This is a genomic window from Brevibacillus sp. FSL L8-0520 (assembly GCF_037963895.1).
Taxonomy (GTDB): domain Bacteria; phylum Bacillota; class Bacilli; order Brevibacillales; family Brevibacillaceae; genus Brevibacillus; species Brevibacillus borstelensis.
Window position 1 is genome coordinate 1,585,659 of the sequence record NZ_CP150171.1, and the last position, 18,013, is coordinate 1,603,671.

The 18,013-nt window shown below is 53.1% G+C and carries 17 protein-coding genes and 1 pseudogene; 13 read left to right on the forward strand and 5 right to left on the reverse strand.

The window, feature by feature from the left end; all coding sequences use genetic code 11:
• The first annotated feature begins 149 nt into the window (after positions 1 to 149).
• Positions 150 to 542 carry a hypothetical protein gene (locus NSQ24_RS07995; protein WP_243013954.1) on the forward strand — a complete coding sequence of 131 codons (393 nt, stop codon included), beginning with the start codon at positions 150 to 152 and terminating at the stop codon, positions 540 to 542.
• Positions 543 to 718: 176 nt separating this feature from the next.
• Positions 719 to 1,264: a hypothetical protein gene (locus NSQ24_RS08000; RefSeq protein ID WP_024984432.1), complete on the forward strand. Its 546-nt coding sequence runs from the start codon at positions 719 to 721 to the stop codon at positions 1,262 to 1,264.
• Between the two features lie 157 nt (positions 1,265 to 1,421).
• Here the strand turns inward: NSQ24_RS08000 and NSQ24_RS08005 are convergent, their stop codons facing one another.
• Positions 1,422 to 2,372, reverse strand: coding sequence for a TIGR01777 family oxidoreductase (locus NSQ24_RS08005; RefSeq protein ID WP_311067676.1), 951 nt, complete (start codon positions 2,370 to 2,372; stop codon positions 1,422 to 1,424).
• Positions 2,373 to 2,523: 151 nt separating this feature from the next.
• On the opposite strand from NSQ24_RS08005, the gene NSQ24_RS08010 reads away from it, so the two are divergent.
• Complete coding sequence (locus NSQ24_RS08010) at positions 2,524 to 3,087, forward strand: histidine phosphatase family protein (protein WP_003387881.1); 564 nt, start codon at positions 2,524 to 2,526, stop codon at positions 3,085 to 3,087.
• 38 nt (positions 3,088 to 3,125) lie between these two features.
• Here the strand turns inward: NSQ24_RS08010 and NSQ24_RS08015 are convergent, their stop codons facing one another.
• Positions 3,126 to 4,235, reverse strand: a complete 1,110-nt coding sequence (locus NSQ24_RS08015; RefSeq protein WP_339167591.1) for an NADH-dependent flavin oxidoreductase — start codon at positions 4,233 to 4,235, stop codon at positions 3,126 to 3,128.
• A 222-nt stretch (positions 4,236 to 4,457) separates the two neighbouring features.
• Between NSQ24_RS08015 and NSQ24_RS08020 the strand changes: the two are divergent.
• Positions 4,458 to 5,670: pseudogene (locus NSQ24_RS08020) on the forward strand (RtcB family protein).
• 262 nt (positions 5,671 to 5,932) lie between these two features.
• Here the strand turns inward: NSQ24_RS08020 and NSQ24_RS08025 are convergent.
• On the reverse strand, positions 5,933 to 6,595 hold the full coding sequence (locus tag NSQ24_RS08025) for a YHYH domain-containing protein (protein WP_024984427.1): 663 nt from the start codon (positions 6,593 to 6,595) through the stop codon (positions 5,933 to 5,935).
• 185 nt (positions 6,596 to 6,780) lie between these two features.
• On the opposite strand from NSQ24_RS08025, the gene NSQ24_RS08030 reads away from it, so the two are divergent.
• Positions 6,781 to 6,975, forward strand: a complete 195-nt coding sequence (locus tag NSQ24_RS08030) for a transcription initiation factor TFIIIB (RefSeq protein WP_339167593.1) — start codon at positions 6,781 to 6,783, stop codon at positions 6,973 to 6,975.
• Positions 6,976 to 7,064: 89 nt separating this feature from the next.
• Entirely contained in the window at positions 7,065 to 7,484 is a 420-nt protein-coding gene (locus NSQ24_RS08035; protein ID WP_003387875.1) for an NUDIX hydrolase, read from the forward strand.
• A 168-nt stretch (positions 7,485 to 7,652) separates the two neighbouring features.
• Here the strand turns inward: NSQ24_RS08035 and NSQ24_RS08040 are convergent, their stop codons facing one another.
• Both NSQ24_RS08040 and NSQ24_RS08045 read right to left on the reverse strand, forming a co-directional pair.
• On the reverse strand, positions 7,653 to 9,635 hold the full coding sequence (locus NSQ24_RS08040) for a methyl-accepting chemotaxis protein (RefSeq protein WP_003387874.1): 1,983 nt from the start codon (positions 9,633 to 9,635) through the stop codon (positions 7,653 to 7,655).
• A 208-nt stretch (positions 9,636 to 9,843) separates the two neighbouring features.
• On the reverse strand, positions 9,844 to 10,743 hold the full coding sequence (locus NSQ24_RS08045; protein ID WP_339167596.1) for an SDR family oxidoreductase: 900 nt from the start codon (positions 10,741 to 10,743) through the stop codon (positions 9,844 to 9,846).
• Positions 10,744 to 10,886: 143 nt separating this feature from the next.
• Here NSQ24_RS08045 and NSQ24_RS08050 point away from each other — a divergent pair, with 143 nt between their 5' ends.
• From NSQ24_RS08050 to NSQ24_RS08080, 7 genes are all read left to right on the forward strand, one after another.
• A complete protein-coding gene (locus tag NSQ24_RS08050) occupies positions 10,887 to 11,186 on the forward strand; it encodes a zinc ribbon domain-containing protein (protein WP_003387872.1) in 300 nt (99 codons plus the stop codon).
• 112 nt (positions 11,187 to 11,298) lie between these two features.
• Complete coding sequence (locus tag NSQ24_RS08055; protein ID WP_003387871.1) at positions 11,299 to 11,544, forward strand: hypothetical protein; 246 nt, start codon at positions 11,299 to 11,301, stop codon at positions 11,542 to 11,544.
• Positions 11,541 to 11,984 carry a hypothetical protein gene (locus NSQ24_RS08060; protein ID WP_172920927.1) on the forward strand — a complete coding sequence of 148 codons (444 nt, stop codon included), beginning with the start codon at positions 11,541 to 11,543 and terminating at the stop codon, positions 11,982 to 11,984. The genes NSQ24_RS08055 and NSQ24_RS08060 overlap by 4 nt, the downstream gene beginning before the upstream one ends.
• A 25-nt stretch (positions 11,985 to 12,009) precedes the next feature.
• Positions 12,010 to 12,147, forward strand: a complete 138-nt coding sequence (locus NSQ24_RS08065) for a hypothetical protein (protein WP_339167601.1) — start codon at positions 12,010 to 12,012, stop codon at positions 12,145 to 12,147.
• 259 nt (positions 12,148 to 12,406) lie between these two features.
• Entirely contained in the window at positions 12,407 to 14,824 is a 2,418-nt protein-coding gene (gene helD / locus NSQ24_RS08070) for an RNA polymerase recycling motor HelD (protein ID WP_339167602.1), read from the forward strand.
• A 41-nt stretch (positions 14,825 to 14,865) separates the two neighbouring features.
• On the forward strand, positions 14,866 to 17,424 hold the full coding sequence (gene hrpB, locus NSQ24_RS08075; protein WP_339167604.1) for an ATP-dependent helicase HrpB: 2,559 nt from the start codon (positions 14,866 to 14,868) through the stop codon (positions 17,422 to 17,424).
• 342 nt (positions 17,425 to 17,766) lie between these two features.
• Positions 17,767 to 17,955 (forward strand): hypothetical protein, encoded by a 189-nt coding sequence (locus NSQ24_RS08080; RefSeq protein WP_024984421.1) that lies wholly within the window; start codon positions 17,767 to 17,769, stop codon positions 17,953 to 17,955.
• Positions 17,956 to 18,013 lie beyond the last annotated feature (58 nt).

Genomic DNA, 18,013 nt, shown 5'->3' on the forward strand with positions numbered 1-18,013 from the left:
TTGAAGCTTTTTGCCATTTTCAGACGTGTGCCTCTCCCGGCACACGTTGCGGCGCTGTATGGGGAGATCGGACCACATGCTGCTTGAAGGATTGGTGAAATGCTAGGAGCAAGGAAAAAAAGCCATTTCTTGATCACGGAGGCACACATATGGCGCAGCATTTTATCGCAAGCATTCCGGCCAGCTTTCTGTTTGTTTTTGGAGCCGCACTTTTCTATTTTCAAGATCGGTTCGTGGTGTTGCCGCTGGCGATGTTTACTTTCCCAACGGTACTTTTCCTGGGAATTCCCATGGCTATTGCGATTGACTGGTTGTTGAAGCCTATCGGCAATACGAAGCCTGTCAAGCGTTTTTTCATAGAAAGCCTGCTTTATGTAATCGCAGGTGTAGCCGCTACAGGGATTCTGTTTCTGATAGTGACGGGAAGATTTGTGCCATTTTCTTTCAAGTTCTATCTTTTGGGAGCATCTGCTTCGTATGTATACTTTTTGTGTCTATCGTTTGTCCGCTTAAAAGGTAGCAAAGCATCCTGTTCTAGCTAGATTTATAAAAGCGATGTTTGTCAGGAACAGTGAATAACAGGAGCAGGGCGTGCCAAGAAGAACGCATGTCGGGTGCTATATCCTTAAAGGAAACCTGCTGCTATCATTCTATGTTTATATCTTCTAACTTATGCGAGCCGCTCTCTCAATTTTTGATCAGGGAAGCCGGAGAACCTGTGAAGAATACTATCGGAAGAAGAATCTTTGACAGGGAAGTGAAGCGTATCAGAAAAACAGTCATTTTCTTGCTCGGCGTCGCTGCTGTCATGGTCATGTTTGTTTTCGGCCTGGGCAAAGAGAATCCGAAAGCAACGATAAAAGTAACAGTAAGCCATTTATCGAAAGAAGAGCAGGATGCGGCATCTGTCCCGGAAGCCAACAAAAAAGACCTCAGAAAACTTGAGGTCAGCGTACGGATCGATGACTCGAAAAGTGCAACGGACAGAAAGATCGAGCTTCCGTATCTGTCGACAGTAATCAAACAGTTCGACCAGTCGCGGGTGATTTCCACGAGTTCATTTGAACAAAACAATGTTGGCTCGGAGCCTTTTGCGATCTCGGAACAATCCGTCATCTTCGATGCGAGAGGATTGGATGAGGAGGCGATTCGGCGCATGTTTGAAACGTCATATGCGGTTGTAAGCTGGACATCAAAGGACAACGCAAAGACATACGACAGGTTCTCCATCGGAAATTTGCTGCATGTCCAGCAGGAACCGTAAATCCGATGCAACCAGGCGGAAGCTGCAAAAATGGTGATTTGAATGCATCAAAAAATAGCAGCTTGTTTTCCGCAAAAATAGCAGCTCTCTCTCTTCAAAATACTGACTCGCCTGCTGCATGGACAGGGGGCAAACGATAGCGTCTCGTGCCGCACGATCAGCGGAAAAAGGAGAAAGCGCCAGCACCATGTTCGTTCGTCTCGATAATATCCCGCAATGCCTCTTCCAAATCGGTAAACCTGAATGAAAATCCCGCATCGAGCAGCTTTTTGGGGACGCAATTCCTCCCGGTCAAGGCAAGGCTGGGCTCTGTTCTCATGACCAGGTAGGCACCGAGCCATACCAATGGGGCCGGAGCAGGAGGAGCCCATCCCTTGTTCATGACCTTCCGCAATGTCTGCATGAATTCGCGGTTGGTCACAGGGGTGGGGCCGGTTGCGTTGTAGGTTCCCTGCAGCTGTTCGTTTTGGATCGCGGCGAAAATCATCTCGTTCAGATCATCGACGTGCAGCCAGCTAATGTATTGGTCGCCCGAGCCGACGGTGCCGCCGAGGTTGTATGTTACGAGGTTCATGAGCGGCTCCAGGGCGCCCCCGTTTTTCCCCAAGGCGAAGCCGATCCGCAGCAAAACTTTTCTCGTTTTTGGAAGCTCCACCGCAAAGAAGGCCTCCTCCCACCGTTTGCAAACCTCCACGGAAAAGCCTTCCCCGTGTGGAGCTTCTTCGTCGCAAAGCTGGCGGGTATCTCCAAAAATCGCAAGGGAGCCCGCCTGGACAAATACGGGAGGCGGATTTTTGCATGCCAGTATCGCATCTGTCAGTGCTTTGACAGAGGAAAGTCTGGACTGGATAATTTCCGCTTTATTTTTCTTGGTGTAGATACAATTGACGCTTTTTCCGGCAAAATTGACAACAGCTCGGCTGCCCTCGAGCTCGGCCGCCCATTCGCCGACTGCAGCCCCGTCCCAGGCAACGTACCTGGCATGCGGATTGTTTCCGGAGGCACTGCGTGAGAGGATGACAGCTTCATAGCCTTTTTCTGATAGAAAGGAAGCGAACGCGTTCCCCAAAAAGCCGGAGCCGCCAGCGAGAATGATTTTATTGCTCACAGAATTCACCCTTCCATGGGTTGCGTTTTTGATCGGATATAACGCGAAGCGTCGTAACAGTTGTACATAGTTGAGTATACCAAAAATTGGATAGATGCGGGGGCAGAGGCTCATCTCCCTCCGTTTTTGGGTTTTGGAGGGGAGACGAGCAGTGAAGATTGGATTGGTAAGGCATTTTAAAGTGAAAAAAGATAATCCGGGAATGGCGTTGCTGAGCCAGAAGGAAGTGATGCAATGGTTTGCGGAATACGACGAGGCCGATATCAAGACGGGGGAAGTAGACTTGGGAGGGATTGCCTGGACGAGATGCTACGCCAGCGATCTGCCGCGAGCAGTCAAAACGGCCGAGACCATCTACGACGGGGAGAATATCCGGACGGCAGCATTGAGAGAGATACCGATCTACCCGGTTTTTCGCGGGGAAGCCAAAATGCCCTTCTGGTGCTGGGCTTTCATACTCCGCGTGGCGTGGCTGTTGAATCATCCGTCCCAGCTTGAGGGAAAAAAAGCTGTGCAAGCGCGGATTTCAACGCTTTTGGACGATATTCTCTTAAAGGGCGGGGAAGATGTGCTGATCGTCGGTCACGCAGCTTTCATGCTGTTCATGCGAAAAGAGCTGGTGAACAGAGGCTTTAGAGGTCCGGCGCTGCGGACAATCGCCAATGGACGCCTGTATGTGTTTGAAAAAGCGGAGGGATCAGAGATTGGCCTCTGATCCCTTGTAGTGGTCTTGCGGAAAAATGCGAACGCCGCTCATTCCACCGGAAACCAACCGGGTACACCGGCGATCATTCTCCAGAGGGAATCAGGTATGGCCAACCTGGCCTGATCATCCTTGGCAATCGTTGTCTTGATCTCGTCTTCTCGTCCATCGGCGATTTTTTCGATCCAGTCCGGCTCCATGATCAGTTCTCGGCCAAGGGCAATCAGCGGTATTCCTGTTTGCAAAGCACGAACGGCATCCTGTGCGGTGCGAATGGCACCTACACCCATGACGGGAACCAGATGGCCGACACGCTCATGGATGATCTGGATGCGCGGACGGTCATCGTCGATCCCGCGCCTGGGGACTGACCAGAAATCGTTGAGAGAAATGTGCAGGTAATCGAGCGGCTTTGCAGCCAGAGCCTCGGCAAAGGGCAATGTGTCCGCCATTGTAATACCGGGTGTTTCCGCTTCCTCGGGGGAGAGCCGGTATCCGATGATGAAAGGCTCTTTGGCGTACTGGCGGACGACCCGATGGACTTCGTCTACGACCGCCAGCGGAAACGCCATTCGCTTTTCCAGCGTTCCGCCCCAGCGGTCCTTGCGCCTGTTGGAATGCGGCGAAAAGAACTGTTGAATCAGAAAGCCGTTCGCCCCGTGGATTTCCACTCCGTCAAATCCTGCCTCGATCGCCCGTCTCGTCGCTTCTCCGAAGGTGCGGATGATCTCGACAATCTCTTCCTCGCGCAATTCGCGCGGGACTACGCCCCCTTCTTTTTCCATGGGGACAGCGCTTGCGCTGACGACATCGCCATTGGAGGCAGGGCACTGCCGGCCACCGTGGACAATTTGCAGAATGGCTTTGGCGCCGTGCTCCTTGATCGTGGAAGCAAGCCGGGCTAGTCCGGGAATCATTTCATCGCGATCGGCTGCTGCTGAACCGGGGAACCCGCCTTGAGCGCTGACAGTCGTGGATGCAGTGATCACCATGCCGACTCCGCGAGAACGGCGGCTGTAGTAGCTCAAATCATCGTCGGAAACGGATCCATCCGCGTTGGCGGCGGAAATGGTCATCGGTGCCATGCTGATCCGGTTCTTCAGCTCTACGCCGCAAGGAAGAACAAAAGGTTCGAAAATCGGTTGGAATCTATCGTTCATAGCATATATCTCCTTATCTGGATGATTCGATTATCGGTCTGTTCCTAGCAGTCTTAGTTATGATTATAACGGGGCTTCACTGACAGGGATTGTCAGTAAAGAGAACAAGCCCAGACTTTGCCACCAAGAAAAAGAAAAGAAACTGTTGTATAATACTGGATACTATCCCAAAACAGACAATTCATAAATGATAAGTAAAGAAAAAAGGAGAAAAACGAAATCATGTACCAAACCATTGCCAATGTAAGAGTGTGGGGGACCCCACTTGAAAATGCGGTATCGCAGGCCGTGACCTGCTCCAAATACGGCAATGTCGTCCAAGTATTGCTCATGGCGGACCACCACAAAGGATACTCGCAGCCTGTCGGAGGCGTTGTCGTCTACGACGGACAAATCTCTCCTTCCGGCGTCGGGTACGACATCGCCTGCGGAAACAAGGCCGTCCGTACCGACCTCCGCTATGAGGAAATCAAGACGAAAATCCCGCAAATCATGGATGAGATCGCCAAAACCATTTCCTTTGGAATCGGGCGGGTCAACAACGAGAAGGTCGATCACGATCTATTCGAAGAGGAAGATTGGTACGTGTACAAGCAGATCGGCAAACACGAGCACGACTCCCTGAAGGCTTTGGCCAAAAGCCAGCTCGGTACCGTGGGAAGCGGGAACCATTTCGTCGATCTGTTCGTGGAGGAAGCGACGGGAATGGTGTGGATCGCCAACCATTTCGGCAGTCGCGGGTTTGGACACAAGACCGCCAGCGGATTTTTGAATCTGGCGAATGGGCGAAGGTTTTCGGACAAGGCACCGGGCGAGAGCATGGATCAGCCGCCGACGCTGCTCGATTTGGACAGCGAGCTGGGCGAGATGTATTTCAAGGCGATGACGCTTGCGGGCAAATACGCGTATGCAGGCCGTGACTATGTGATCGATCATTCTCGGTGCGGAAACAACTTTCGAGGTTCATAACCATCACAATTTCGCCTGGAAGGAAATGCATGACGGCAAAGAGTACGTGGTCGTCAGAAAAGGGGCGACGCCATCAGCGCCGGGTCAGCTTGGCTTTATCGGGGGCAGCATGGGTGATTTGTCCGTCATCGTGAAAGGAAAGGATACACAGGAAAACAAGGAGGCCTTTTACAGCACAGTGCACGGAGCAGGTAGAATCATGAGCCGTACCGAGGCGGCCGGCAGGATGAATTGGAAAACGCGCAAGCGCAGCGGCGGCAAAATTACCGTGGAGCAGATGAAGCGGGCGATCAGCGAGTTTGGCGTGGAGCTTCGCGGAGCGGGAACGGATGAGAGTCCGTTCGTATACAAAAAGCTGTCCGAGGTACTGCGGGCCCATGAGGAGACGGTAGAGGTTTTGCATGTATTGAAGCCCATCGGTGTTTGCATGGCGGGTGCGGATGAGTTTGATCCGTATAAGGATTGAGTGTTCGTAAGTGTAAAGCGTTGTAAAGCATCGGACTTAGGGGGAGCTGTAGGGCTGTCCCTCCTTTTACATTTGCAGCAATATGGAAGGAAGACGGCTGATCACGGCCCAAGGAGCCAATTGAAAAAGGGAAAAGAGCAAATTTTGTGAGAGCAAGGAAAGCAGAGGATGCAAAGGGGGATGGGACACCTGTTGAGCCGGGGAAAACGCGGGTTTGTGTCCGCGGCTTATCAAGGTGTCCCAAGCAGGACGCTCTAGCGCGTTACCAAGCTACGGTACCGGAGAGAAATCCTTTTATCGCGTTTCCTTGACTATCCGTTGTCGAAATATAATACCATTCCCCGCTTTTCCCCAACGCCTGCACCGTAGTGTTTTTCGTCAGCGACCCGTTGGCGCTTCCAGAGGCAGAAGGAATGGCAAAGACGTAAGCCTTGTCCACTTGCACGGTAACATTCTTCGGCTGAATCGATTCGTACTGGGTGATGACGGTTTTCGGAATGTAACCGATGCGTCCGTCGGCAAAATGATAAGTAATCCATCCTTCAACCGTCCCATGATCCTGGGCTATAGTTCCGTACTCTACCTGACCGATCATATAATCATCATGCTGAACAGGTTGAATGTAAACCATTGCTGATTTGACGGCGATGATTGGTATGATGACAGGGGCAGGTGCTGATGACTGTTGCGGAGCAGGCTTCGGGGTCGACTTTGGAGATGGTGGGCTGCTCTTGCCAGATGAGCTTGAGCTCGACCCTCCGCTATTGTGGTAATGATACTCTCCGTATCGGAGTCCCCACTTTTCACAGTTGGTTCGACAGGTGTGGCCTCCATTCGCATCCGTTCTGCCCGGATGGGCAAATGAAGCCGGAAGAATCGAGAACGCCAAGACTAGTAAAAGAAGAAAGATGATTCCCTTTTTCAAAGAATATACCCTCCTTTTTCCATTTCTTCTATTATAATAGATTGCCTGTGCTTTTTGGGGAAAGTTAGCGAAAATCCGATTATTGTTCGAGAAAGGGGCAGGGCCGACCCAATCTATGCTATGCTTATCTCGTGTAAACCATTTCCAGTGAAGGTCGCCCCAACATAAAAAGGAGGATGATTGAGATGGAAACGACGGCCACACCATGCCCCAAATGCTATGCAACGGAATGGGGAAAGGGAAAGCAAAGCGGGTATGCCTCCATAGCCCCCATGAACAAAATCTTTTCTACCAATTCTGCTGTGATCCATATCATTTGTACGAGCTGCGGATACATTCTGGAAAGCTATGTGGAAAAGCCGACCAAGTTCCAGGAGTAGCACATGAAGCGGCTAATCAAAAAAGCCTCGCCAGGACCATGCCAAAGACCGAAAGCCAACATTTCTATCATATACCGGAGGGCTAATCATTGAAGAGAGTAGATGTCGCATATACGCTGTTATTTGACGAACAAAAAAATCAGGTGCTCTTGGTCTTCAATAAACGAGGAAGCTGGAGTCTGCCGGGAGGAGCAGTAGAGGCAGGGGAGACTTTGCGGGAAGCCGCCATCCGTGAAGCGCGGGAAGAGACCGGTTACGAGGTGAACGTGTCCAGAATCGTTGCCGTCAATGAAGCGTATATCGGAGATGAGCACGTCCACTTTATTACGTTTCGCGGCGAAATTCTTCAGCGCCCTGAGACGATTCCTTACGATTCTGAGATTTTGGAAGTCAAATGGGTGGATCTGGCTGAGGCGGATCGTTTGCTGCCTTACCATCCTGATGGTGTCTCCGCCCTGCTCCGTGGAGCAGGAGCTGACTATGTGATTCAAGGGGAACCGCAAGAGTAATCGAGCCAGGAACGATTGATTGTCGAAAAAGGTAAGCTTAACGCAATTGAATTGGCTCATCAGTCCGTGGATTTCGGCTAAGCCGTAAGCGTTTGAGAAAAAAGGGACATCCCCACCAGTGGAGATATCCCTTTCTTTTGTTGGTATGCATGAGCTTGTTGTGTTTCGCTACAGCTTGAACCGTCCGACGAGAGTCTGCAGACGGTCTGCCATCTGAGACAAGGACGTAGCGGATGAGGCAATCTCCTCGATCGAAGCGAGCTGCTCTTCGGAAGCAGCCGAGGCTTCTTGCGTACGGGAAGCGGCTATTTCCGCCGAGCTGGTGATCGTTTTCATGGCAGACACCAATTGCTCGGCCGCGTCGGCTATTTGCTGCATGGCGCCGGTTACTTCCTGCATGCTTTGATCGACGGTCTGGACGGATTGTTCGATGTGGGCAAAGGAACGCCCCGCCTTGCTGACAGCGGCTAGCCCTTCTTCTACACCTGACGTTGTTTGGGCCATGGACTGCAGAGCTTGACTCGTCTCATCCATGACGGCGGCGATCAAGCGGGAGATTTGGGTGGCTGATTGGGCCGACTGCTCTGCCAGCTTCCGTACTTCATCTGCCACGACAGCAAAACCTCGTCCTTGTTCTCCTGCCCGCGCGGCTTCAATGGCGGCGTTGAGAGCCAGCAGGTTGGTCTGCTCGGCAATTCCGGTGATGACATCGAGAATGCTACCGATCTCCTGGGAGCGATCGCCGAGCCCTTGGATGACGTCTGCCAAATTGCGAACGGCAGAATGAATGTCATTCATCTTCTGCTCCGCATCCTGGATAACCGCTTCCCCGCTGCAAGCCTGCTCCGAAGCTTCTGCAGTAAGCGAAGAGACCCGCTCCGTGTTCTCTGAGACCAGATGAACGCGCTCTGACAAACGGGCAATGGTGGCGGACGCCTGTTCAACGCTTTGCGCCTGCTTGTCTACCCCGGATGCGACATCCTGCATGGTCAGGGAAATTTGCTCCGTCGCACCGCTCGTCTGACCGGCACTTGCCGTCAGTTGCTCCGCCGCCGCGGCTACTTGTTCGGAGCTGCTCGCTACCTCCTGCAAAAGCTCGCGCAGAGTATCCTGCATATGTTGGATCGTCTGTCCGAGCCGGCCGAATTCATCCCGAGTCTGAATGTGTACATTCTCCGTCAGGTCCCCCTGGCTGATTTTTTCGGCGACCTGCATCATCTTGTTCAAAGGAATCGTGATCGATCGGATAATCGCATAGACGAGGATGGCTCCCAGCGCGATCGAGAGGGCCATGACGAGCAGGGTACGGTACCAGATCGGCTGAACTGCTTGCTCGATCTCATGGGTATACATAATTCCTGCGATCTTCCAGCCTGTAAGAGAATTGGTTGCAAACAAGATGTCTGCAGCTTGTCCTTCGATAGTTGTACTGAAGAATCCTGTCGCTTGCTTTTGCAGCGCTGTGACCCAGGAATTGTCCGCTTCCGAACCGCTTTTTTCCGTCGGATGGACGATGTATTTCCCCGTTTGATCGATTAGAGTCGCATAGCCTTCATCTCCGATGCGAATCTCGGAGGTGAGCTTTTTCAAATTGTCGAGATCCAGATCAACGGCCACCACACCTGAGCCGTCCCGCAGACTTTGTGTAATCGTCACAACCATATCGCCCGTAGTAGCAGCGATGTAGGGAGCGGTGATCACCGCTTTTCCTTTTTGGGCCATTGCTTGCTGATACCAAGGTCTTGTGCGCGGATCGTAGCCGTCCGGCAGTTTTTTGCGGGGGGACTGAATCATGGAGCCGCTGTCCGTTCCCACATAGACGCTCACTAATTCAGGATGGAGGCTGTGGTACTGATCCAACCGGCTTCTGACCAGAGGACTGTCGTCTCCCGCAAAATCCTGCTTGTTGATGTGCGCAGAGAAATAATCCACATCACTTATTTTGGGGGAGATGGTATCGTGGATGAGGAGACTGAGCAGCTCCACGTCCTTTTGGGCACCGCGGAGAACCTCCTGCTCCATGTTTTGCTTGGCGCTTTGAAAGGAAAATCCGCCGATAGCCAGGCTTGGTATGATGAGAAGGAGGGCGAAGGATAGAATCAGCTTTGAGCGGACCGAAAATCCTCTGCGGTTTTTCATGGTGTCTGACATGCATGATTTCCCCTTTTGAGAACGAATTTTATATATAACAGATAAAAATCAACTAAATTAAAATAGCATAGCTTGGCAAACTTGGAAATGTATCGTGTCACTTTCTTTCTTTTCAGCTTATTCACTATCGTCAAACATAAAAACCTGCCCGTTTATCCTTCGATTCGGGCAGGTTCGAAAAAGCGGTGGGAGCAAAAGACTTTTTCTCTTACGATGAAGTGATCGTCCCTCCGTTTACGTGGAGGACTTGGCCGCTGACGTAGCTGGAATCGTCGGAAGCAAGATAGACGTAAGCCGGCGCCAGTTCAAACGGCTGGCCGGCCCGTTTCATCGGAGTGTCCAGGCCAAAGGACATGACTTGTTCTGCCGAAAAGCTGGAGGGAATCAGCGGTGTCCAGATCGGACCGGGGGCAACGGCGTTTACCCGGATGCCTTCACTGACCAATGACAACGAGAGGGAGCGGGTAAACGACACGATCGCACCTTTGGTCGAGGAGTAATCGATCAGCTCCTTTTGACCTTCATAGGCAGTGACCGAGGTCGTATTGATGATCGCACTTCCACGCTTCATGCAAGGCAGGGCTGCCTTCGTCATGTAAAAGAAAGAGAAAAGATTGGTGCGGAACGTGTTGTCCAATTGCTCGTCGGAGATGTCGAGAATGCTATTTTGCGGATACTGAACAGCGCAGTTATTGACAAGGATGTCAAGTCGGCTGAATGTTTCGATGGTCTGGCCGATGACATCACGGGAAGTCCCCGGGTGACGCAGGTCTCCTGCGATGGACAGACAACGTCTGCCAAGCTCCTCGACACGCCGTTTTGTTTCGGCCGCATCCTCGTGCTCGTAAAGATAGGCAATGACAACATCCGCACCCTCTTTGGCAAAGGCGATGGCAACGGCCCGTCCGATACCGCTGTCTCCTCCGGTAATGACGGCTACCTTGTCCTGCAGTTTGCCTGATCCGATGTAGCCCGGGTTTTCGGCTATCGGCAAGGGAACCATCAAATACTCCAGACCAGGCTGACGCTCCTGGTGCTGAGGCGGAAATGCAATCGGCTTGGTCTCGCATTCGGTACGGAAGGAGTAATAGGGGTACATGGGAAACATGCGCATTCCTCCATTAGGCGTTTACCTTGACAATGTATTCCTGCCGGTGAGGGGTGTGCAGACGGAAATGTCTTTGGACAGAAGAAACGGTTTGCTTTTTGAAACGTCAATCACATAGAGGAAAGACGGGAGGAGAAAGTCCGATGCGGCAGCAATGTCACATTTGCAATGAATGGCTCGACCATAATCTTCAATGCAGTTGTACCCGGAAAACGGGGAATAGCCACTACAACAAGGACGACAGGCAATCCGGCTGCCCCAAATGCGGGGGTACATCCGCAACGGTCACGGAAATGTCCGCGACGGGAGGGACGCTGTCACGGGTGCTGAATATGCAGTACCAGCGCTTCGATGTGGTGAGCTGCAACGGCTGCGGCTACAGCGAGTTTTACCGCAAGGATGCGTCGCTTCCCCGGGATGTTCTCGACTTGTTTTTCGGCTAGGAACAGCAGGAGAACTCCGGTGGCGAATGGCGGCATTTTTTCAAACCTGTTAGACGAGGGGCGAAATGCGATTGACCTGATTCAAAATTAGCAGAATCGCGAGGAGATAAGGATGACGTTAGGCGGCTTCAAAAGCGGATTTCACGCGCAAAAGGTACCGCGCTCCGAGGCAAAATGGGAGCAGTTTTTAATCTGCAACCACGATTGTCCCGACATTATTCAGCTAGTTTCACATGTATCGGGAGAGGTTGAATTCGAGCTTTGCCTGATAGAAGCGGCACGGATGGGGAAGGTGCTGCTGGAGGCTGCGGGCGTTACTTGCGAAAATGCGAGCAGAACAGAGGAGAAGCACACATGAGGCTCATCCGAATGTCGCTCTGGATCGTTTTGGCAGGGTTTTTGGCAATCGTACTGTACCAATGGGTTTTCGGTTTCCAGAATCACATCGAGCTGACAATCCAAAACAAGAGTGGAGGCGTGGTGGAGGGAGCAGAGCTTCGCTTTTTTGACGGGATGATCAGCGTTCCCAAGCTGGAGCCGGGGACATCCTTTCAAGCTGTCATCGACATCAGAGACAAGACTGGGGAGAGCAGCATTTCTTTTCACTATGCCGGCGAGAGTCAATTGCCTCCGAGCGGCGACAGCTCTACTCCTGCCGGGGAAGACAAAGGGATTACGCTGGCAGGGTACATAGAAGGCGGACAAAACAAGCTGTACAGGGGAAAGATCAAATTGACTCTCCTCCCCGATCGGCAGTCGGAGGTATCTGTAAAAAAACCGCTTCTGTCCATTCTGTAAAGGACCAAAGCATGCAGGAGGGTTCATGATGTGGATGGAGTGGGATCAACTTTTCAATCCCAAAACGTTCGATATGAAAGAGGAGCACTACATGGTAACGGATGGCGGGGAAAATGGACCGGGACCGCAATCATTTTTGGGACAAAAGAGCGAGACGTGTTGAAAATCATGTATGGATAAGCCCAGCTTGGGGGCAGCTTATATGGGCATAAAAAAACGGAGCCGCACGTTGCGTCTCCGTTTTGGTCGTTTCAAGTAAAAGTGGGAAATTGAAATCATAGCACTCCTGTGTTACAATGAGGAGTGATTGCACTTCGCGATCAGAACAACAAAATATTATCCCAATAATATCTTATCACATGGAATCCCTTTTGTCAAACCCATCTTGGCAAAGAAAAAAGGAGCAGGAAAGGGGAACGCGCATGAGCATGTCGGACCAGAGCAGACACGAAGATCAAGGAAGACTGGAAGATCAGGTCAAAGGGCAGGAGGATCGAAAAGAAGCAGAGGACCGACAGGAAGAACAGAAGCGGGTGGAGCAGGTTGTAGGCGTGATCTCCCGGCGCATTGAATCTCTTGAACAGCATGTAAGCGATGTAAAGGAAGATATTGTCCACATCCGCAAGAACTTTTGGGAGGATGTGACCGTCAACTTCGACGATGCTATCGAAGCAGTCGAGACGTATGCCAGCATCAAGCAGCAGGCTGAGGTTCTCTCCGAGCGGGAGCGGCTGCACCGGCATGCGAGCAATCAGTTGAAAACGCTGGTTCGTTTGCAAAAATCTCCGTACTTTGGCCGCATTGATTTCCGCGAAGACGGGGAGAAGACTGCGGAAAGGATTTACCTCGGGATCGGCTCGCTTCTCGATGAAAATGAAGTGGAGTTTCTCGTGTACGATTGGCGTGCCCCTGTTTCCAGCCTGTACTACGACTATTCCCCAGGCCCGGCGCAATACGAAACGCCAAGCGGTCTGATCAGCGGCACCATGGAGCTGAAGCGGCAATATATCATCCGCGACGGCGTGCTTTGCTCGATGTTCGACACCGGCGTGACGATTGGCGACGAGCTGTTGCAGGAGGTGCTGGGCAAACAGGCCGACGGTCAGATGAAAAGCATCGTCGCCACCATCCAGAAGGAGCAGAACAAAATTATCCGCAACACAAGCAAACGGCTCCTGATCGTCCAGGGAGCAGCCGGAAGCGGGAAGACGTCTGCAGCGCTGCAGCGCGTCGCATATCTGCTCTACCGCTATCGGGGAACGCTCCGGTCCGAGCAGATCGTCCTGTTTTCCCCGAACCCGATGTTTAACAGCTACATTTCTACCGTTCTGCCCGAGCTGGGCGAGGAAAACATGCAGCAGACCACCTTTCAGGAATACGTGGAACACAGACTCGGCGATTGGTTCACGGTAGAAGATCCGTTCTCCCAGATGGAGTACATCTACACGGCAATGAACGAACCCGGATACAACGCCCGTGCGGAGGGAATCCGCTACAAGGCTGGCGGTGAATGGCTCCGGGTGATCGATGCATACGTCGAATCGCTCCGAAATGTAGGAATGTGCTTCCGGGACGTGAAATTCCGCGGGCGTACGCTGATTTCCGCGGACGCGATCAAAGAGCGATTTTACGAGATGGATTCTTCACTGCGCATCCCTAACCGGATGAGGCTGCTGGCGGAATGGCTCTTAGGTGAGCTGAAACGGCTCGGGAAAAAGGAAATAAACCGTGCCTGGGTGGATGAAGCCATTGAGCTATTGGATCGCGATGATTATCAGCGGGTGTACCAAGAGCTGAGAGGCAAGAAACAGTTTTCGGGAGAGACGTTCAACGATTTTGACCGGGAACGGGAGCTGCTCGCAGTGAAGGTCGTGCAGGAGCATTTTGCCCCGCTTCGCAGGGAAGTCAAGCAGCTGCGCTTCATCGATCTTGCGGCGCTGTACCGGCAGTTGGTTGAAGATCCGCAGCTCGTGCAATCGCTCACAGGCTCCCTGGAGCTTCCCGGGCACTGGCCGGAGATTTGCTCGCAGACTATGGCGTGCCTGGATGGCGGGAATCTGTTCTGGGAAGACGCCACTCCCTTTTTATATTTGAAGGAAAGGGTGGAAGGCTTTCAAACGAATACAGCAGTTCGGCATGTGTTCGTCGATGAAGCCCAGGACTACTCCCCGTTCCAGTTTGCCTTTATGAAACGGCTGTTTCCCCATGCCAAATTGACTGTGCTGGGTGATTTGAATCAGGCGATCTATGCCCATTCGACGAGCGGCCAGGATTTTGCCGGGCTTGCGACACTGTACGGCGAGGAACATACCGAGAAAATCATCCTGACCCGGAGCTATCGCTCTACGAGGCCCATCGTCCAGTTTACCAGTGCCATGCTTCGCGGCGACCATGCGATCGAACCGTTTAACCGCGACGGGAAAAAGCCGACACTGACGAAGGTGTCGGATCAGCAGGATTTGGCAGAAAAAGTCGCAGCCCGGATTGGCGAAATGACGGCAGCAGGTCATCGCACTATTGCTGTCATCTGCAAAACGGCTAAGGAGAGCCGGGAAGCGTATGAAGCGCTGCGCGAAAAGGTACCGGTTCGGCTGATTGACAAAGAAACCGTCTCTTTTGAAGAAGGCTTTCACATCATCCCGGCCTACCTCGCCAAAGGGGTAGAATTTGACGGCGTTATCATTTACAATGCTTCCCGGGCGCAATACGGCCGGGAAAGGGAGAGAAAGCTCTTTTACACGGCTTGCACCCGCGCCATGCACGAGCTGCATCTGTATTGTCTGGGTGAAAAGAGTCCGTTTTTGGCGGACGCTCCGGCAGATGCTTATGTTGAAGTGTAAAGAAGAGAGAAGGTTTGTTCGCAATCGGATGAGGTGATGAGATGAAGACACTGCCGATCGACTCGATCATGCCCAGCTTGCTGGAGACATTTCGCTCTCATGCCAGCGCGGTGCTGATCGCTTCACCCGGTGCAGGGAAAACCACGCGTGTGCCGCTGGCGTTTCTCGACGAGCCCTGGCTCGCAGGACGCCGGATTTTGATGCTGGAGCCTCGCCGGCTTGCCGCCCGCATGGCTGCCCGGTACATGGCAGCTTCCCGGGGAGAACGAGTGGGGGAGACAGTGGGGTATCGGGTCAGGATGGATAGCCGCGTAGGCCCGAAAACGCGGATCGAAGTCATTACCGAAGGGATACTGACACGCATGCTGCAGTCTGATCCGGCCTTGGAAGACGTGGGGATGGTCATTTTTGACGAGTATCATGAACGAAGTCTTCAGGCCGATCTGGGCCTAGCCCTTTGCCTTCAGTCCCGTGAGTTGCTGCGGGATGACCTGCGGATATTGGTCATGTCCGCAACGCTGGAGGCAGAGCCTGTGTCCGCCTTGCTGGACGGTGCTCCGATCCTGAGGAGCGAGGGGCGTTCTTTTCCTGTGGAAACCCATTATTTGGATACCCGCTGGGAAGGGCCGCTCGAACAAAAAGTGGTTCATACCATCCAGCATGCGCTAAAGCAGGAAGAAGGGGATATCCTGACGTTCCTGCCGGGAGCAGGAGAGATTCGCAGAGTGGAAGCCAGGCTGAAAGAGCTGGAGCTGGGCGGACAGGAGAACGCAGGCAAGCGTATTCGAATAGAACCGTTGTACGGAAATATGCCCTCGGCGGCACAGGATCGGGCGATTGCGCCGTGCCCGCCTGGTGAGCGGAAAATCGTGCTGGCTACGTCGATTGCGGAGACCAGTCTGACGGTGGAAGGTGTCAGGACGGTCATCGACAGCGGACTGATGCGAGTCCCGCGCTTTTCGCCGCGCACCGGACTGACCAAACTCGAGACCGTACGGGTGGCGAGGGCGTCGGCGGATCAGCGTCGGGGACGTGCGGGCAGGCTTGGACCGGGCACCTGTTACCGCTTGTGGACAAAGGAAGAGGAACGGCAATTGGAAGCGGCACGGACGCCGGAAATCAAGGAGGCGGATCTGACGGCGCTTGCGCTGGAATTGGCAGTCTGGGGCGTAGCCGATCCGTCTGAGCTCTCGTGGCTGGATATTCCTCCCGCTGCGGCATTCAGGCAGGCCCGCCAGCTTCTTGCCAGATTGGGGGCACTCGATGAGTCGGGGGCGGTGACCCCGCACGGCAAAAGAATGGCGGAAACGGGATTGCCTCCAAGACTGGCCCATATGATCCTCGTCGCAATCCCGCTTGGTCTGGGCGGGCTGGCTTGCGAGCTGGCCGCTTTGCTCGGCGAGCGGGATGTGCTTCGTGGCTTGCGGGCAGGCGAGGATGTCGATATCCGGACACGGGTTGAAGCGCTGCGTTTTGTTCAGGATGCAGGGTCAGATCAGGTGGAGGAATATGCGGGAATATCGCTCAATCGCTCGCTCTGCCGAAGCGTATGGGCCGAAGCGGAGCATTGGAAACATTCGTTTGGCATACAGCAGGAGGCTTCAGACACGGCAGCGTGCGGACTGCTGCTTGCGTATGCCTTTCCGGACCGGATCGCCCAGCGCAGGGAAAATGGCCGTTTTCTGCTGCAAAACGGGAGAGGTGCGGTTTTTACGAAAATACAGTCTCTCGCGAACGCCCCTTATCTGGTGGCAGCCGAATTGGATGACCAGGGAAGTGAAAGCACGATTTACTTGGCAGCGCCGATTGACGCGGAGCAGCTGGAAAAGTATTTTGCTGACCAGATGGAAAACGAGGCCCTCGTCTATTGGGAGGCAGGCCAGCAAAGCGTGAGGGCGCGAGTCCGCAAGCGCCTGGGAGCCATTGTGATTCAGGAAGCCCCTTTGCTAGAGCCCGACCCGAAAGATATATTGTATGCGCTTCTCTCCGGTATCTCATCGGAAGGATTGGAGCTGTTGCCCTGGACGAAACAAGCCCGGCAGTTGCAGCAGCGTCTGCAATTCATGCACCGGCAGGAACAGGGGCAAAGTCAAGGGCAAGGAAAGTGGCCGGATGTATCGGACGAGGCGCTAAGGGAAACGCTTCCCGACTGGCTTGGCCCCCATTTGCACGGGATGAAAAAAGGTGCGGATCTGCAGCGCCTCTCCCTCGCAGATATCCTGCTTGGAATGATCTCGTGGGAGCAGAGAAGAGAGCTCGACAAAGAAGCGCCTACGCATATCGGCGTGCCCAGCGGCTCACGGATTCCGGTTGATTACAGCGACCCGGATGCGCCGGTCCTCTCTGTCCGGCTGCAGGAAATGTTCGGGTTGATGCAAACCCCTCGCATCTGTTACGGGCGTGTTCCGCTGACGCTGCACCTCCTGTCTCCGGCACATCGGCCGGTCCAGGTGACCAGAGACTTGGCAAGCTTTTGGCAGAATGCCTATTTTGATGTGAAAAAAGATTTAAAAGGGCGCTACCCCAAGCATTACTGGCCGGACGATCCCCTGGAAGCGATGCCGACGAGCAAGGTGCGGCCAAAACCGTCCGCGAAATGAACATTTGCCAGAGGCTGTTCTCCAAGCGTCAACAATTGCTTGGGGAACAGCCTCTTTTATGCGCTGTCTTTCACCCCCTGAAAGGGTATCCAGCAGCCGCCTGAGCGTTATGTAGTCCCGTCCGGCATCGCCAAGACGTTAAAGTACCGATTGAATCTTGGAATGCAGTCGGACAGTCCAACTCACCCGCAAGTGTCCCACCGAACCGCCTGCGTTTTTCTCCTTGTTCATCTTCTCCCCTAAAGCTCGAACCAAGGGTCATTTCAAATAAATCTTTCAGCCAATTTTTGGACATGCTATGTTCATGAGATGAGCACTATCAAGATGAGGTGTTTGACAGGAATGGCAAAAAATATTTCCTTCCATGCGACCTGGAGCGAGGCGTACCGGATGGCCCAATCGCTGCGAAACAGCAAGCTGCGGTATTCGGTCAGACAGACTCCCGGAAAAAGCAATCTGGCTTTCTTCTTTCCCGAGGTGAGTATCAGCCAGTACGTCTACCTCTGCATTTTATTTGGCACTCACCGGTAAGCAAACAAGCATTCAAAAGAGAGGGCTGTCCAGCGTTAACAAGGACTTCATGACGCAT

What these genes read in the sequence shown, in the direction of transcription:
- NSQ24_RS07995 (WP_243013954.1), top strand. Translation starts at nt 150, where the DNA reads ATGGCGCAGCATTTTATCGCAAGCATTCCGGCCAGCTTTCTGTTTGTT.
- NSQ24_RS08040 (WP_003387874.1), bottom strand. Translation starts at nt 9,635, where the DNA reads ATGTCAGACACCATGAAAAACCGCAGAGGATTTTCGGTCCGCTCAAAG.
- NSQ24_RS08050 (WP_003387872.1), top strand. Translation starts at nt 10,887, where the DNA reads ATGCGGCAGCAATGTCACATTTGCAATGAATGGCTCGACCATAATCTT.
- NSQ24_RS08080 (WP_024984421.1), top strand. Translation starts at nt 17,767, where the DNA reads ATGGCAAAAAATATTTCCTTCCATGCGACCTGGAGCGAGGCGTACCGG.
- NSQ24_RS08060 (WP_172920927.1), top strand. Translation starts at nt 11,541, where the DNA reads ATGAGGCTCATCCGAATGTCGCTCTGGATCGTTTTGGCAGGGTTTTTG.
- NSQ24_RS08030 (WP_339167593.1), top strand. Translation starts at nt 6,781, where the DNA reads ATGGAAACGACGGCCACACCATGCCCCAAATGCTATGCAACGGAATGG.
- NSQ24_RS08045 (WP_339167596.1), bottom strand. Translation starts at nt 10,743, where the DNA reads ATGTTTCCCATGTACCCCTATTACTCCTTCCGTACCGAATGCGAGACC.
- helD (WP_339167602.1), top strand. Translation starts at nt 12,407, where the DNA reads ATGAGCATGTCGGACCAGAGCAGACACGAAGATCAAGGAAGACTGGAA.
- NSQ24_RS08055 (WP_003387871.1), top strand. Translation starts at nt 11,299, where the DNA reads ATGACGTTAGGCGGCTTCAAAAGCGGATTTCACGCGCAAAAGGTACCG.
- NSQ24_RS08065 (WP_339167601.1), top strand. Translation starts at nt 12,010, where the DNA reads ATGATGTGGATGGAGTGGGATCAACTTTTCAATCCCAAAACGTTCGAT.
- NSQ24_RS08015 (WP_339167591.1), bottom strand. Translation starts at nt 4,235, where the DNA reads ATGAACGATAGATTCCAACCGATTTTCGAACCTTTTGTTCTTCCTTGC.
- hrpB (WP_339167604.1), top strand. Translation starts at nt 14,866, where the DNA reads ATGAAGACACTGCCGATCGACTCGATCATGCCCAGCTTGCTGGAGACA.